The sequence below is a fragment of the Streptomyces sp. NPDC059003 genome, assembly GCF_042740445.1.
GTDB lineage: Bacteria > Actinomycetota > Actinomycetes > Streptomycetales > Streptomycetaceae > Streptomyces.
Genome location: NZ_JBHYJH010000091.1, coordinates 24,316 through 39,173, shown reverse-complemented (window position 1 = coordinate 39,173; position 14,858 = coordinate 24,316). Strand labels below are relative to the sequence as shown.

Sequence of the window (14,858 nt, the reverse complement as noted above, 5' to 3'; positions counted from 1 at the left end):
AAACTCTGCGTGTGGGTCTGTTTTTTTTTATTAAGCGCGCGGAAGTGGGTGGGGGGTTGTTTCGTTGCTTTCCCCCCACCCACCCCTCTCCGTAGTGACCGGGTACCTCTACTTCAGGCCAAGGATCATCGCGTCCGACGGCGCGGACCACACCGTGCGGGCCTCGGCGAAGCCCGCCTCGCGCAGGGTGCGGGCGTGCCACTCGGCGGGCGGCGTGTCGCCGTCGGCGTGCTCTCCGTAGATCTCGAACCGCTTGGCGGTGGGCTCGGCGAGCACCGGGTCGTTGGCGGCGAGCGCCCACCAGTCCGCCCAGTCCAGGGCGCCCGCGGCCTTGGCCGCGGCCTGGCGGGCGTGGCGCTGCTCGCGGTCGGCGGCGTTGATGCGCGGGGTCGCGGGGTCGGGCATGTGGTCGGCGTTCAGGAAGACGCCGCCGTCGCGGACGAGCCCGCCGAGCTGGCGGTACAGCGCGGCGAGCGGCTCGCTGAAGAGCCAGTGCAGGGCGGTCGCGGTGAGGACGGCGTCGTACGAGTCGTGCGGAAGCAGCTCCGTCCAGCCCGGGTCCTGCAGGTCCGCGGTGACGAACGTGACCCGGTCGTCGTCCGCGAAGGTGCCCTCGGCGATGGCGAGCAGCGCCGGGTCCAGGTCGACGCCGACGCTGACGGCCTTGGGGAACCGCTTGAGGACCCGGTCCGTGATGCTTCCGGTGCCGCAGGCGAGGTCGAGGACGCGGGGCTCGGGCCCGACCAGGGCCTCGACCATGTCGAGCATGACGCGGAACCGCTCCTCGCGGTCCGGCATGTACCACTCCTGCTGCCGGTCCCAGCTCGCCTGCCAGGCGCGCCAGTCGGTCCCGAAGCCCGCACCCCTAGCTGTTTCCGTCACCGGAAGCCCTCCGTCCCGTACTACCCTCGAATACCCTCGGTAGGTAACACCCGCGATGGAAAGTCAACTGTTACCTCAACCGCTGACGAAGATAGCCCGCCCTCGTAAGGACTACAAGTGGAACTGGCCTATTACTCGGACTATGCCGTACGCCTGGTCAACACCGAGGAGCCGGCTCGCAACAAGGACTCGCTGACCTCGGTGGACGCGGTGCGCGAGCTGTTCGGGGCCAACCAGCAGGCGGCCCGGCGCGCCGCGGACTCCGACGTGACGCGCTTCCGTTCGGTACGGGCGCGGCTCAGGTCGGTCTTCGAGGCGGCGGACGGCGGCGACGAGACCCTCGCCGTGGACCTGCTGAACTCGCTGCTCCTGGAGTTCCCGGTGAGCCCGCAGATCTCGGGCCACGACTACCGCGACGACGACGGCCGCCCCCTGTGGCACATGCACCTGGCGGACCACCCGTCGAACGTGACCGCCGGGTACGCGGCGATCGCGGCGATGGGCCTTGCCTTCCACCTCACCGAGTACGGCGTGGACCGGCTCGGCCTGTGCGAGGCGGCGCCGTGCCGCAACGCGTACCTGGACACCTCGACCAACCGCTCGCGGCGCTACTGCTCCGACCGCTGCGCGACCCGCGCGAACGTCGCGGCCTACCGCGCGCGCAAGCGCCTGGAGAGCGAGCGGTCGGCGAGCACGGGGCGCACGGCGGACAAGGTCCAGGAGACCAGCGCGGCGGGCGAGAGCTGACGCCGCCCGGCGGCCTCGCGCTCCGCACGGAACCTGCCGAGCGGCCGGAACCTGCCCCGCACCCGGGCGAGCACCAGCTCCTCCGGGACGACGCCGTAGACCGTGCTGTCGCCCCCCGCGTTGTACGGGTTGTCGCCGAGCACCCACCAGCCGCCCTCGCGCCGCTCGACCGCCCGCTTGACCACCAGCAGGTCCTGCTGCAGCGGATGACGCAGGATCACCACGTCACCGGGGCGCACGCGCGCGCCGTGCTGCACGAGCATCCAGTCGCCCGGATTCAGCGTGGGCACCATGGACGGCCCGTCGACCTCGATCAACTGGAACGGCACGCGTGTCTCCCGCCCGTCTGCCGTCATCTCCGGCATCAGACAACCTCCCGGTCCAATCCTCCACCAGTCCCAGTGTGACCCTGGACTTTTGTCCTAAGCCCATGGGGGCACTCGCGAAATCAGGTCTCTCACGGAGTAATGTCCCACCTGAGAAGACGATCACGAGGAAGGACAGCTCAATGCTCTCCCGCCTGTTTGCCCCCAAGGTCAAGGCCAGCGCCCACTGCGACCTGCCTTGCGGCGTGTACGACCCGGCCCAGGCCCGCATCGAGGCGGAGTCGGTCAAGGCCGTCCAGGAGAAGATGGCCGCCAACGACGACGTCCACTTCCAGGCCCGCGCCACGGTCATCAAGGAGCAGCGCGCCGAGCTCGCGAAGCACCACGTGTCGGTGCTCTGGAGCGACTACTTCAAGCCGCCGCACTTCGAGAAGTACCCGCAGCTGCACGTGCTGGTCAACGACACCCTGAAGGCCCTGTCGGCCGCCAAGGCGTCGACGGACCCGAAGACGGGCGAGAAGGCGCTGGAGCTCATCGCCGAGATCGACCGGATCTTCTGGGAGACCAAGAAGGCCTGATCCCGCATCAAGGAGGGGCCCCGCCGGACATCCGGCGGGGCCCCTTCCGCGTACGTACGCGGGGCCCGTCGGTACGCGCACAGGGGCTCTTCCGCGTACGGACAAACCAGTTGCCGCCCGCGCGCACTCCCTGGTGCACTGACTGCACCACTCACCACCGACCGGCCGAGGAGCCCCAAATGCGCCAGACGTCCATGTCCCACCAGGAAGGAATCGCCCCCCATCAAGAGGACATGACGCCCTGTGCCGTCGCACACCCCCGCGCACACGCCTGCGCACACGCTGAACTTGGGAATCCTGGCGCACGTAGACGCCGGTAAGACCAGTCTGACCGAGCGGCTGCTGCACGCCGCCGGTGTCATCGACGAACTCGGCAGCGTCGACGCCGGCTCCACGCAGACCGACTCGCTCGCGCTCGAACGGCAGCGCGGGATCACCATCAAGTCCGCGGTCGTGTCGTTCGCGCTCGACGACGTCACGGTCAATCTCATCGACACCCCCGGCCACCCGGACTTCATCGCCGAGGTGGAGCGGGTCCTGAGCGTGCTCGACGGTGCCGTGCTCGTCGTGTCGGCCGTCGAGGGAGTACAGCCGCAGACCCGCGTCCTGATGCGCACCCTGCGCCGACTCGCCATCCCCACGCTCGTCTTCGTCAACAAGGTCGACCGCCGCGGCGCCGACGGGGAGAAGGTCCTCGCCGAGATCGCCCGCAGGCTGACGCCGTCCGTCGTCGCCATGGGCACGGTCCACGCCCCCGGCACCCGCGCCGCGCGGGCGGTCCCGTACGCGGCCGACGACGCCGCCTTCACCACCCGCCTCACCGAGGCGCTCGCCGAGCGGGACGACGCGCTCCTGTCCGCGTACGTCGAGGACGACGCCGCGGCCCTGACGCACCGCCGCCTGCGCGCGGCCCTCGCGGCGCAGACCCGGCGGGCCGAGATCCACCCGGTGTTCTTCGGCTCGGCCATCACCGGCACCGGCCTCGACGCGCTCACGGCCGCCGTCAAGGAGCTGCTCCCCGCGGCGTCCGGCGCCGTGGACGGGCCCGTCGCGGGCACCGTCTTCAAGGTCGAACGCGGCGCCGCGGGCGAGAAGGTGGCGTACGCGCGGATGTTCTCGGGCACCGTGCGCGTGCGCGACCGGGTGCCGCCCGGCGGGCGGGACGGCGACGGCAAGGTCACCGCCGTCAGCGTCTTCGAGCAGGGCGCCGCCGTGCGGCGCGACGCCGTCGGGGCCGGGCAGATCGCGCTCCTGTGGGGGCTCGGCGGCGTACGGATCGGGGACGTGCTCGGCGACACGGGGGCCGTACCCGACCGGCGCACGGGCCACTTCGCGCCGCCCACCCTGGAGACGGTCGTCGTACCGCGCCGCCCCGGCGACAGGGGCGCCCTGCACACCGCGCTCACCCAACTCGCCGAGCAGGACCCGCTGATCAACCTGCGCCATGACCCGGTGCGGCAGGAGATCTCCGTTTCGCTCTACGGGGAGGTGCAGAAGGAGGTCATCGAGGCGACGCTCGCCGACGAGTTCGGCGTCGGCGTCGACTTCCGCGAGACCACGACGATCTGCGTGGAGCGGGTCGTCGGGACCGGCGCGCACGTGGACGTCATCGACACCGGCCCCAATCCGTTCCTGGCGACGGTGGGGCTCCGCGTGGCGCCCGCGCCGCCCGGCGCCGGGGTGGAGTTCCGGCTCGGCGTCGAGCTCGGTTCGATGCCGTACGCGTTCTTCAAGGCCGTCGAGGAGACGGTCCGCGAGACGCTGCTGCAGGGGGTGTACGGCTGGGAGGTCCCCGACTGCGTCGTCACCATGACGCACTCCGGGTACTGGGCGCGCCAGAGCCACTCGCACGCGGTCTTCGACAAGAGCATGTCGAGCACGGCGGGCGACTTCCGCCAGCTGACGCCGCTCGTCCTGATGAGCGCGCTGCGGCAGGCGCGTACGGAGGTGCACGAGCCGATGCACCGGTTCGAACTGACCGTACCGGCCGATGTGTTCGGCACGCTGCTGCCCGCGCTCGGGCGGCTGCGCGCGGTGCCGCACACGCCGGTGGTGCGCGGCTCTTCGTACGTCCTCGAAGGCCTGATCCCGGCCGCGCGCGTGCACGACCTCGAGCAGCACCTGCCCGGGCTCACGCGCGGCGAAGGCGAGCTGGAGACCGCCTTCGACCGCTACGAGCCCGTGCGCGGAAGGCCGCCGGCGCGCCCGCGCACGGACCGGAACCCGCTGGACCGGAAGGAGTACGTGCAGCGGGTGACGCGGCGGGCGCAGGTGGGGTGACGGTCCCCGGGGTCCGTGCCGGACGGGTGGGCTGCCCTGTCCGGCACGGTACGTGTCTCAGGCGCTGTACGTGTTCACAGGTGCCGCTTCACCGGTGCCGCACCGGTCTCAGGCGCCGTCCGCCGTGCCCGTGCCCGCGCCCGTGCCCGCGCCCGCTCCCGCTCCCAAGAGCGCCGCGATCGTCGACTCGTCCAGGAGCGCGGGCAGCCGCTCCCGGTCCGCGAGGATGTTGATCTCGACGATCTTTCCGTCCCGAATGGTGAACTCCCCGATGGAGAACGGCTTCCCGTCCAGGAACGCGACCTGACCCACCTGGCCGTTGACGAGCGCCGGGTACGTGGTGCCCGCGAGCGTGGCGAACGAGCGCGCCCCCGCGACCACCGCCGCGGCGCCCCGCACGAGCCGCGACAGGTCCGCGACCCCGCCGCCGTCGGCCCGCAGCACCACGTCCGGGTCGAGCAGTTCGAGCAGCGCGTCGAAGTCGCCGCCGCGCGCCGCCGCGAGGAACGCCTCGACGACCTCGCGCTGCTTGTTCCGGTCCGGGTCCGGCACCGGGGCCGCGTCACGCACCCGGCGGCGGGCCCGGCTCGCCAGCTGCCGCGTCGCGGCCGGGGCGCGCTCCACGATCGGCGCGATGTCCTCGAACGGCACGGCGAACATGTCGTGCAGCACGAACGCGAGCCGCTCGGCGGGGCTCAGGGTGTCGAGCACGACGAGCAGCGCGAGCCCCACCGAGTCGGTGAGCAGCGCCTCTTCCTCGGGGTCGCGGTTGTCCGTGCGGCCCGGGAGGGCGCTCACCTCCGGGTCGGGCATCACGGTGTCGGGCACGTCGAGGGACTGCTCGCCGCGCTGCTGGCGGGCCCGCAGCATGTCCAGGCAGACGCGGCCCACGACGGTCGTCAGCCAGCCGCTCAGGTTCTGCACGCTGTCGCTGTCGGAGCGACTGAGCTTCAACCAGGTCTCCTGGACGGCGTCCTCGGCCTCGCTGAGGGAGCCGAGCATGCGGTAGGCGACCGACTTCAGACGGGGCCGGTTCTCCTCGAAACGCCGCGCCAGAAGATTGCTTCCGTCCATCCGTCACATTCCTTCGTCGTGATCCGTCATAGCTGTGACGCACCGGGAACGGCGGTGCGCCGCAGGCCGGCGCCTCGATGCCGACCAGCAGATCACGAAGCACGACCTGAGCGATATCCGCATCGATGTGACATGGAGGACAACATCATGACCACGACCGCACGCATGCCCAACCCTGCCCAGGTCCTTCCCGGCGTGACGCCCGCCGTGCTCAACCTGGCCAAGGAGGCGACCAAGGGCGGCGTCCCGCAGGAGATCCTGGACCTCGTCCACCTGCGGGCGAGCCAGGTCAACGGCTGCAGCTTCTGCGTCATAGGCGGCGCCCTGAACGCGAAGAAGGCGGGCGAGACCGACGAGCGCCTGTTCGCGGTCGCCGCGTGGCGCGAGGCGCCGTACTTCTCGGACGCCGAGCGGGCCGCGCTCGCCCTCGCGGAGGCGGGCACGCGCCTCGCCGACTCCTCCGACCCGGTGCCGGACCACATCTGGAACGCGGCCGCCGAGCACTTCACCGAGGAGCAGCTGGCGTCCATCGTCCTGTGGATCGGCATCACGAACCTGTTCAACCGCGTCAACGCCATCACCCGGCAGCCCGGCGGGGCCACCTGGTGACGCCGCCCCGTCAGGCGAGCAGCGGCGCCAGGGCCGTCCGCAGGTCGTCCGGCCCCCGGTACCGCACCCCGCTCATCCCGAGCGCGACCGCCGCGTCGACGTTCTCCTGCCGGTCGTCCACGAACAGGCAGCGGGTCACGTCGACGCCCAGGCGCTCGGCGGCGCGTTCGTAGATGCGGCGGTCGGGCTTGGCCAGGCCGAGGGCGGCGCTGCCGACCACGTCGTCGACGAGCCCGGCGAGACCGAGCAGCGCGAGGTCGTCGTCCAGCCAGGGCGTGGCGTTGGTGACGATCGACACCGGTACGTGCGCGCGGGCGCGGCGCAGCAGATCGACGACCGTCTGGTCGGCCCAGAACTTGGAGTCGGCGAGGGCGAGGCCGAGTTCATGGCCGCGCGCCGGGTCGAGGCCCCTGCGGTCCGCGAGCCCCGCGGCGATCGCGTCGACCCACTGCTCCTTGTCGATCCGCCCGAGCATGAGCGGCAGATCGGTCTCGGGCGCGAAGGCGACCTCGGCGGTGGCGCCGCCGGGCAGCCCCGCGGCCCGTTCGAGCTCCGCGACGTCCGACATGTCGTAGAAGCGGATGACGCCGTCGAGGTCGGTGAGGACGGCGTCGAAGGGGCGGGGCGCGGCGGGGTCCGCGGGGCGTATGACCGGGGTCTGGGCGGCGGTCACCGGGTGGGGCCTTGGAGTCGGGTCATGCGCCCCATCATGCCGGTCGGCGGACCGGGGACGGCCCGCGCTCCGCTCTCTCCCCCTCGCCGCCCGAGGCCGACCCACGCATCGTCGTGCGCGCTTCGTCGTGCGCGCTTCGTCGTGCGCGCTTCGTCGTGCGCGCTTCGTCGTGCGAGGCCGACCGCCTCACGCGTCGTCCTGCGCCGCGCTTCGTCCTGCGCCACGCTTCGTCCTGGGCCGCGGATCTCCCTTCGTCGCCACTCGTCCCCCTCGCCCTTCGCTCTTCACCTTTCACTTTCACCGCCTCTCACGCACCCCAGCCGACCTCCCTCCTGTGCCTCCGGCGCTGCCCCTCCCTCCGGCGCCCCGCGCACCGCCCGCGCCGCCCGCGACTCCCGCGTGCCTCCCCGTACCGACCACGCGCACGCCACCACCACGAGCGCCACCGCCCCGCACTGCCGCCCGCTCAACTGCTCGCCGAGACCCACGTACCCCACTGCCGCACCCACCGCGGGCCCGAGCGCGAGCAGCACCCCGAAGGCGCGTACGCCGACCCGGCGCAGGGCGAGCAGATCGAGGGAGTACGGGATCAGGGACGACAGGAGCGCGACCAGGAGCCCGACGCCGAGGACCTCCGGATGCCGCGCGACCGCCGCACCGTCGGCCACCGCCGCGACCGGCACCAGCAGACAGGAGCCGACGGCGAGCGCCACGGTCAGCCCGGACCAGTCGGTGAACAGCCGCCCCACCCGCCGGTTCAGGACCACGTACGCGGCCCGGCAGACCGCCGCGACGGCCCCGAGCGCCAGACCGAGACCCGGCAGCGCCCCACCGGGCGCGGCGAGCAGCAGCACACCGACGAGGGCGAGCAGCCCGGCGCAGAGCTGGGGCAGGCTGCGCGACAGGGCCAGGGCGAGCAGCAGCGGGCCGAGCAGCTCGACGGTCGCCGCCACACCCAGCGGGAGGTGGTCGATGGCCTGGAAGTACGCCGTGTTCATGGCGGCGAGCACCACGCCGAGCCCCACCGCGGCCCGCCACTTCCCGGCCGTGAACTCCCCGAGCCGCGGCCGCACCACGCACCACAGCACGAGGGCGGCGAAGCCGAGCCGCATACCGGCCAGGGCGGTCGGACCCACGTGCCCGTACGCGGCCTTGGCGACGGCGGCGCCCGCCTGCAGGCTCACGACCTGCGCGAGCACCAGCCCGAGTGCGCCGCGCGCCGCCCGCGTGTTCCTCATGGGCCCAGCGTGATGTCATGTCCTTATGCATTTCAACCATTACGGCGGCGAGGCGGCCCAGCTGGCCGCGGACCTGGTGAACGCATACGCGGAGCGGGGCGACGGCGAGCCCGTGGAAGCGGAGCCCGTGGAAGCGGAGGCTGTGGAAGCGGAGCCCGCACGAGGGAAATCTGCGGTGGGGACGTCTGCGCCGGGGACATCCGTGGGAACGGACGCCGACGATCCGTCCGCCCTCCTCGCCGCCCACGGCGTCGTCGACCACGCCCTCACCCCCGCCCAGGCGCGGGACGTCCGCGACTGGGCGCGCCGCCTCGCCGACTGCTTCGGACCGCAGGACCTGGCGCACCGCTGCGCCACGCTCAACCGCCTGCTGGAGGAGGCGTCGAGCCGCCCGTACATCGCCCTGCACGACGGCACCCCGCACTTCCACTACAGCGCACCCGGCGCCGACCCGGCCGCCCACGTCCGCGCCCTGACCGCGGCCGGCCTCGCCTACATCGTGTGCCACGCCGATGCCCATCGGCTCGGCCGGTGCGCACGGGCAGGCTGCGGCCTCGCCTTCGTGGACACATCGCGCGCGGGCCGCCGCACGTACTGCTCGGTGCGGTGCGCGAACAACGACGCGGTGGCCCGGCACCGCTCCCGCCACCATCGTTGATGCCACGGGGGCCTGGCCGATCAACATCGCTGATGTCACACGGACCTGGCCGATGGATGCGGCTAACACCTCCTGACCGACCGGGTCTTGCCTAGCTCTCCTCCCCCAGTGCCCGCCGCACCGTGGCCCGCACCCGGTCCTGGTCGGCCCGCACGGCTTCGTACGCCGACTTGTGGCGCGCGATGTCGCGGCGCTGCTTCTCGGCGGCGACGGCCCACCACACACCTGCCGTGTTGTGTGTGCGCTTGCACTCGATGTCGGCGACGGCGGTGTCCCGCTCACGCCGCGTGCCCTTGGTCCGGCCACGGCCGTCGCGCCCCCAGGCCTTGTCACCCAGGGCGGCCGCGGGACTCGCGTACCGCTTGAAGCCCTTGTCGGCGACACAGTCGGCCCATGCGTCCAGGGCCCTCCGTATTCGCCCGTCCTTGGCGACGGCCTTGTCGAGGGCCGCGCGGCGCTCGGCCACGTACGCGGTCATGCGGAGCTCGTCCTTGACGCGCGGGCGCAGTTGCCGCTCGCCCCGCTGGACACAGCCGCCCTCCGGCACGGCGCGGCCGTTGACCTTGAAGCCGCCCTCCACGCTCGCCTCGCCGTTCCCCGTCTCGCGGACGCCGTGCAGGACTTCGTACTCGCCCGGGGTGACCGGGCGGCCCTTCTCGTGCTTTCTGCTGAACTCCGCCAGCGCGTCGGGCTCCGCGCCGTACCCCAGCCGCCGGGCCCCGGCCAGGTCGAGCGTGCCGTAGAGCGTCGTCGAGGACACCGTCAGGACCTCGGTGTCCGCCAGGGTGGTGTCGCGCTCACGCCACTGGGACGGGAAGTCGGCGAAGCCGTACGCGTGCATGCACTTCTGCGTGGCCCTGCGGGTCGCCGCTTCCTGGCGGTCGTAGTCCCTCGTACTGAACTCGTAGCGGCCCAAGGGCAGTCGGGGCAGGTCCCGCTCGGCCTTCACCACCGGCGCACCGGGCACGGGCGCCGCGCCGTCGTCCGACGACCCGGAGCCGCATCCGGCTAACGCCAGCGCGATGACCACGGCGGCGCCCCATCGCGCCCTCCATTTCACCCTCATGCCGAACACGCTATCGGCGACCACTGACAATCGGTCGCCCGCACGTCGAACTCAGGTGCCCTGTCCGGCTTCTCCGGCCCGCTTGGCCGCGGCCGTCTTGGCCCAGGCCTCCCCGGTCGAGGCCGCCGTCGAGGCCTCCCCGGTCGAGGCTGCCTCGGCCGGAGCCGCCTCAGCCACGGCTTCCTCGGCCGCCGCCGGGCCGGCCGCGGCGTCGTCGGCCGCGGAAGCTCGGGCCTCCGGCCGGTGGGTGCGCCGGTGCTTGCCCTTGAAGCTGCGGCCCGACCGCGGCTTCTCCTCCGGCTCCTCGGTGACGCACGCGTCGCACTCGGTGTTGTGGCAAGGAGCCGGGCCCCAGACGGGGACGTACGCCCCGAGCACCTTGCGCCGCTTGATGGCCGTGCCGACAGGCCGTCCGCAGCTCGGGCACACGGGCTCGCTCTGCGGACGGGGGACGGACCGGCGTCCATCGCTGCCCATAACCCCAGGATATGGCGGTATGCAGGGGTCGGACAGCCCAGCGGTCACCCGTTCGCGGGCTTCCGGGCGTAATTCCGTACGACGACGCCGTTGCCGAACACCCGGGACCCGGTCAGCTCGAAGTCACTCACGACGCTCTCCACGCCGGAGAACATCGGCATGCCCGCACCGAGCAGCACCGGATAGGTCTTGAGGACGAGCTCGTCGATCTCGTCGTACAGCTGGCCCGCGAGCTGCGCGCCACCGCACAGCCAGATGTCGAGGTCGCTGTCCTCGGCCTTGAGGGCTCGGATCTCGGCGACGAGGTCGCCGTCGACGATCTTCACATTCGGATCGAGCGACTCACGGAGGCTGCTCGAGGCGACGTACTCACGCAGGTGCGCGTACGGGCTCGTAATGCCCTCGTCCAGAGCGAGCTGGTAGCTGCCCCGGCCCTGGATGACGGTGTCGAACCTCTGGTTCGGCACCCCGTCGAAGCCGAGGACCCGGCGTCCGGCGGCGGAGATCGTCTCCGGGTACTCCGTCTTGAGGAAGTGCAGGAACTCCTCGTCCACGAAGCGCATGTAGGAGTTGGCGTCGCCGGTCGGGTCACCGATGAACCCGTCGATCGACACGGCGACGAAGTAGGTGAGCTTGCGCAAGCTGAATCTCTTTCCGCAGGAGGCAGGTTCGGTACGTGAACGGGCGGCTGTCAGGCCACCCCCTCGTGAACCACTCCATTTATAGTGGTGCAAGTGCAGTGGTGTCTAGGGTTCGGCTCGCGAAATCCGCGGTTCCCGCCACATCGGCCACATCTGCGGCCCGTCCGGCAGGTCGAGGGCGCGGCCGATGTCGGTGAAGCCGAGCTTCAGATAGAGCCTGCGGCTGCGCGCGTTGCTCGCCTCCAGATACGCGTGCAGCCCTTCGCGGTCACACCGTTCGAGCACCGAGGCGACGAGCGCCGTGCCGAGCCCCTCGCCCTGCCTGCCGGGCCGCACGGCGATCATGTGCAGGAACTGGTGCGGACGGTCGGTCGGATGGGCCTCGGCCGTCAACTGGCCGACCATCTCGACGCGTTCGTTGTCCGGGTCGACGGCCTCCCGCAGCTGCGCGGGCCCGTCCGCGGCCCCCTCGTGGTCCGCGCCCGCGGGTACGGACCACCACAGCGCCACGGCCGAGCCGTCCTCGGCGATGTCCACGTACCCCTCTTCGAAGGCCAGGTCGAGGAAGGCGCCCATCAGCGCGCCGTGCCGCTGCCGCCGGTGCTCCTCGTCCGGGAACACCCAGGTGCTCACCGGGTCCCGCCGGAACGCCTCGTCGAGCAGACGGACCACGTCCGCCCGGTCACTCTCGCCCGCTCTCCGGATCGCCACGCCCACGATGCCCGCCCCTTCGCCTCAACTCCCGCCCCCGTCCTGCCGATCGCAGCCTAAGTGATCAATTCGTACGGGGCGACGGGCCCGGCACACGGACCTCAGCGAGTCAGTACGACCGCCGCGTGACGAACTCCGCGAGCGCGAGCAGACCCCCCGCACGCTCGGGGTCCGGCACCGCACGGGCCAGCTCCCCCAGCGCCCGCGACATCCGGTCGGCCGCGTGCAGCTGCGCCCAGTCCCGTCCCCCCGCGCTCTCGACCGCCCGGGCCATCCGCTCCAGATCGCCGTCGGCCGCCGCCCGTCCGTACAGCGTGGCGAGGGCCGTGCCGTCCGCCGTGCCGGAGGCGAGCGCGGCGACCACCGGCAGCGACTTCTTGCGTGCCGCCAGATCCGCGAGGGCCGGCTTGCCGGTGCGCGCGGGGTCCCCCCAGATGCCGATGACGTCGTCGATGAGCTGGAAGGCGAGCCCGGACTGCCGGCCGAACCCGTCCAGCGCCGCCACCGTCTCGGCGTCCGCCCCCGCGTACAGCGCCCCCACGGCGCAGGCGCACCCCAGCAGCGCGCCCGTCTTGGCCTCCGCCATGGCCAGGCACTCGTCGAGCGTGACCTCGTCGGGCGGCCGCGCCCCGAGCGCGCAGTCCGCGTGCTGCCCGGCGCACAACTCCACCACGCAGGCGGCGAGGCGGGCGGCCGCCGCCGACGCCCTCGGATGAGGGTCCTCGGCGAGCAGCCGCTGCGCGAGTGCCTGCAGCGCGTCCCCGGCGAGGATCGCATCGGCATCGCCGAACACCGTCCACGCGGTGGGCCGGTGTCTGCGCGTCGCGTCCCGGTCCATGACGTCGTCGTGGAGCAGCGTGAAGTTGTGCGTCAGCTCCACGGCGGCCGCCGCCCGCACCGCACCCCGGGCATCGCCGCCGAGCGCCCGCACCGCGGCCAGGACGAGCGCCGGCCGGATGGCCTTGCCCGCGCTCCCGGCCGCGGGCGTGCCGTCCGCGCGCTCCCAGCCGAAGTGGTAGAGCGCGACACGGCGCAGGGAGCCGGGCAGCGACTCGACCGCCCGACGCAGCTCCGGGTCGACGGTCAGCCGCGCCGACGCCAGGATCTCCGCCGCCTCGTACCCCTGCGCGGGACCGTGCCCCCGCGCCCCTCGCATGCGGTCGGTCATGTCCGTGGTGTCCGTCATGGACTCACTCCGGCGTGGAGGCGGACGGTGGCCGGTCCTTGGTCGGTGGGCGCGTACGCGGGGGATGTACCCCGCGTCGCTGCAAGGGACACGGCCGACGGCGCTCCTGCCAGGGACACGGGCGGTGGCTCACCTCCAGCGGCCGATCTCGACGTTCTCCAGGATGCCGAGGGCGTCCGGCACCAGAACCGCCGCGGAGTAGTACGTCGACACCAGGTAGGAGATGATCGCCTGCTCGCTGATGCCCATGAAGCGCACGGACAGGCTGGGTTCGATCTCGTCCGGGATGCCCGCCTGGTGCAGCCCCACGACGCCCTGCTCGTCCTCGCCCGTACGCATGCAGATGATCGAGGAGGTCCGCTCCTCGGTCACCGGGATCTTGTTGCACGGGAAGATCGGCACGCCGCGCCAGGTGGGAATGCGGTTGCCGGACATCTCGATGGTCTCGGGGACGAGGCCGCGCTTGTTGCACTCGCGGCCGAACGCGGCGATCGCGCGCGGGTGGGCGAGGAACAGCTTCGATCCGCGCCTGCGGCTGAGCAGTTCGTCCATGTCGTCGGGGCTCGGCACGCCGTCGTGCGGCTGGATGCGCTGGTCGTACTCGCAATTGTTGAGCAGGCCGAACTCCCTGTTGTTGATGAGCTCGTTCTCCTGGCGCTCCTTCAGTGCCTCGACGGTGAGCCGCAGCTGCTGCTCGGTCTGGTTCATCGGCTGGTTGTAGAGGTCCGCCACGCGTGTGTGGATGCGCAACACGGTCTGGGCGACGCTCAGTTCGTACTCGCGCGGGCGCGCCTCGTAGTCCACGTACGTCCCCGGCAGGACGGCCTCGCCCACGTGGCCCGCGGAGAGGTCGATGGCCGCCTCGCCGTACGTGTTGGTGCGCTGGGTGGGGACGGCGCGCTGCTGCTGGAGGTGGGCGCGCAGCGATTCGGAGCGCTCCGCGACCTGCTCCAGGTCCTGGCGCGGCAGGGTGAGGACCGTGCACGCGGTCACCGCGCGCACCGTGAACTCCCAGATGGTCTCCGGGTCGATCAGCGCCTGCTCGCCGAAGTACGCGCCGTCGGCGAGCGTCCCGAGGACCGTGTCGTCGCCGTACGGGCCGGTGCCGATCTTCTCGGCGCGGCCGTGCGCGAGCAGGAAGACCTCGTCCGCCTGGCTGCCGAAGGACGTGAGGACCGAGCCGGCCTCGAACTCCCGCTGCTGGCATCGCTGGGCGAGCTCGGCGAGCACGTCCGGGTCCTCGAAGTCCCGCAGGGCGGGCAGCTCGCCGAGCTCGGCGGGGATGACCTCGACGCGGTCCCCCGTCTTGATGAACGTGACCCGGCCGTCACCGACCGAGTAACTCGTCCTGCGGTTCACACGGTACGTGCCGCCCTGCACCTGCACCCAGGGCAGCATCCGCAGCAGCCAGCGCGAGCTGATCTCCTGCATCTGCGGCGCGGACTTGGTGGTGGTGGCCAGATTCCGCGCGGCGGAAGTGCCGAGACTCTTCCGCTGCCCGGCTTCGTCCGTACGGGTCTCTTCGCCTACCGACATTGACAGTGCCCTCCCGATCATGTGCTGAGCTGCGCGCACCAGCCTTCCAGCACGCTGAGTGCGGGCGCCATTACACAAACGAGCGGGAATGGATCAGGCCCGACGGGGCACATTGCCGTTTACCAGGCCGAATCCTTCGTACGTTCGTCCAAGGGCCCCTGCATCGCCGCTTCCGG

16 protein-coding genes are annotated in these 14,858 nt (G+C 72.0%); 5 read left to right on the top strand and 11 right to left on the bottom strand.

Annotated elements, in window-relative coordinates; translation table 11 throughout:
• Positions 1-108: 108 nt before the first annotated feature.
• On the bottom strand, positions 109-882 hold the full coding sequence (locus tag ACFWZ5_RS27885; protein ID WP_384795783.1) for a class I SAM-dependent methyltransferase: 774 nt from the start codon (positions 880-882) through the stop codon (positions 109-111).
• A 117-nt stretch (positions 883-999) separates the two neighbouring features.
• On the opposite strand from ACFWZ5_RS27885, the gene ACFWZ5_RS27880 reads away from it, so the two are divergent.
• Positions 1,000-1,629, top strand: a complete 630-nt coding sequence (locus tag ACFWZ5_RS27880) for a CGNR zinc finger domain-containing protein (RefSeq protein ID WP_384795781.1) — start codon at positions 1,000-1,002, stop codon at positions 1,627-1,629.
• On the opposite strand, the gene sodX is transcribed toward ACFWZ5_RS27880, so the two are convergent.
• On the bottom strand, positions 1,533-1,994 hold the full coding sequence (gene sodX, locus ACFWZ5_RS27875; protein WP_384795779.1) for a nickel-type superoxide dismutase maturation protease: 462 nt from the start codon (positions 1,992-1,994) through the stop codon (positions 1,533-1,535). The two genes, ACFWZ5_RS27880 and sodX, sit on opposite strands and share 97 nt — an antisense overlap.
• 143 nt (positions 1,995-2,137) lie before the next feature.
• Here sodX and sodN point away from each other — a divergent pair, with 143 nt between their 5' ends.
• Positions 2,138-2,533: a superoxide dismutase, Ni gene (gene sodN / locus ACFWZ5_RS27870; protein WP_384795777.1), complete on the top strand. Its 396-nt coding sequence runs from the start codon at positions 2,138-2,140 to the stop codon at positions 2,531-2,533.
• A 243-nt stretch (positions 2,534-2,776) separates the two neighbouring features.
• Positions 2,777-4,813 carry a GTP-binding protein gene (locus tag ACFWZ5_RS27865; RefSeq protein WP_384795775.1) on the top strand — a complete coding sequence of 679 codons (2,037 nt, stop codon included), beginning with the start codon at positions 2,777-2,779 and terminating at the stop codon, positions 4,811-4,813.
• A 108-nt stretch (positions 4,814-4,921) separates the two neighbouring features.
• Here ACFWZ5_RS27865 and ACFWZ5_RS27860 read toward each other — a convergent pair whose 3' ends face one another.
• The gene (locus tag ACFWZ5_RS27860; protein WP_384795773.1) at positions 4,922-5,887 is read right to left on the bottom strand and encodes a sigma-70 family RNA polymerase sigma factor; all 966 of its coding nucleotides are present in this window, start codon (positions 5,885-5,887) and stop codon (positions 4,922-4,924) included.
• A gap of 147 nt (positions 5,888-6,034) precedes the next feature.
• On the opposite strand from ACFWZ5_RS27860, the gene ACFWZ5_RS27855 reads away from it, so the two are divergent.
• Positions 6,035-6,496 carry a carboxymuconolactone decarboxylase family protein gene (locus ACFWZ5_RS27855; protein WP_384795771.1) on the top strand — a complete coding sequence of 154 codons (462 nt, stop codon included), beginning with the start codon at positions 6,035-6,037 and terminating at the stop codon, positions 6,494-6,496.
• A gap of 10 nt (positions 6,497-6,506) precedes the next feature.
• Here the strand turns inward: ACFWZ5_RS27855 and ACFWZ5_RS27850 are convergent, their stop codons facing one another.
• Both ACFWZ5_RS27850 and ACFWZ5_RS27845 read right to left on the bottom strand, forming a co-directional pair.
• Positions 6,507-7,169 carry an HAD-IA family hydrolase gene (locus ACFWZ5_RS27850; RefSeq protein ID WP_384795769.1) on the bottom strand — a complete coding sequence of 221 codons (663 nt, stop codon included), beginning with the start codon at positions 7,167-7,169 and terminating at the stop codon, positions 6,507-6,509.
• A 284-nt stretch (positions 7,170-7,453) separates the two neighbouring features.
• Entirely contained in the window at positions 7,454-8,407 is a 954-nt protein-coding gene (locus tag ACFWZ5_RS27845; protein WP_384795767.1) for a DMT family transporter, read from the bottom strand.
• A gap of 25 nt (positions 8,408-8,432) precedes the next feature.
• Here ACFWZ5_RS27845 and ACFWZ5_RS27840 point away from each other — a divergent pair, with 25 nt between their 5' ends.
• Entirely contained in the window at positions 8,433-9,065 is a 633-nt protein-coding gene (locus ACFWZ5_RS27840; protein ID WP_384795765.1) for a CGNR zinc finger domain-containing protein, read from the top strand.
• Positions 9,066-9,156: 91 nt separating this feature from the next.
• Here ACFWZ5_RS27840 and ACFWZ5_RS27835 read toward each other — a convergent pair whose 3' ends face one another.
• From ACFWZ5_RS27835 to ACFWZ5_RS27810, 6 genes are all read right to left on the bottom strand, one after another.
• The gene (locus ACFWZ5_RS27835) at positions 9,157-10,131 is read right to left on the bottom strand and encodes a hypothetical protein (RefSeq protein ID WP_384795763.1); all 975 of its coding nucleotides are present in this window, start codon (positions 10,129-10,131) and stop codon (positions 9,157-9,159) included.
• Positions 10,132-10,182: 51 nt separating this feature from the next.
• A complete protein-coding gene (locus tag ACFWZ5_RS27830) occupies positions 10,183-10,608 on the bottom strand; it encodes a hypothetical protein (RefSeq protein WP_384795761.1) in 426 nt (141 codons plus the stop codon).
• 44 nt (positions 10,609-10,652) lie between these two features.
• Entirely contained in the window at positions 10,653-11,249 is a 597-nt protein-coding gene (locus tag ACFWZ5_RS27825) for a dihydrofolate reductase family protein (RefSeq protein WP_384795759.1), read from the bottom strand.
• Between the two features lie 105 nt (positions 11,250-11,354).
• Positions 11,355-11,966, bottom strand: coding sequence for a GNAT family N-acetyltransferase (locus tag ACFWZ5_RS27820; RefSeq protein ID WP_384795757.1), 612 nt, complete (start codon positions 11,964-11,966; stop codon positions 11,355-11,357).
• Positions 11,967-12,069: 103 nt separating this feature from the next.
• Positions 12,070-13,146 carry a family 2 encapsulin nanocompartment cargo protein polyprenyl transferase gene (locus ACFWZ5_RS27815; RefSeq protein WP_384795755.1) on the bottom strand — a complete coding sequence of 359 codons (1,077 nt, stop codon included), beginning with the start codon at positions 13,144-13,146 and terminating at the stop codon, positions 12,070-12,072.
• A 129-nt stretch (positions 13,147-13,275) separates the two neighbouring features.
• The gene (locus tag ACFWZ5_RS27810; RefSeq protein ID WP_384795753.1) at positions 13,276-14,682 is read right to left on the bottom strand and encodes a family 2B encapsulin nanocompartment shell protein; all 1,407 of its coding nucleotides are present in this window, start codon (positions 14,680-14,682) and stop codon (positions 13,276-13,278) included.
• Positions 14,683-14,858: the final 176 nt, after the last annotated feature.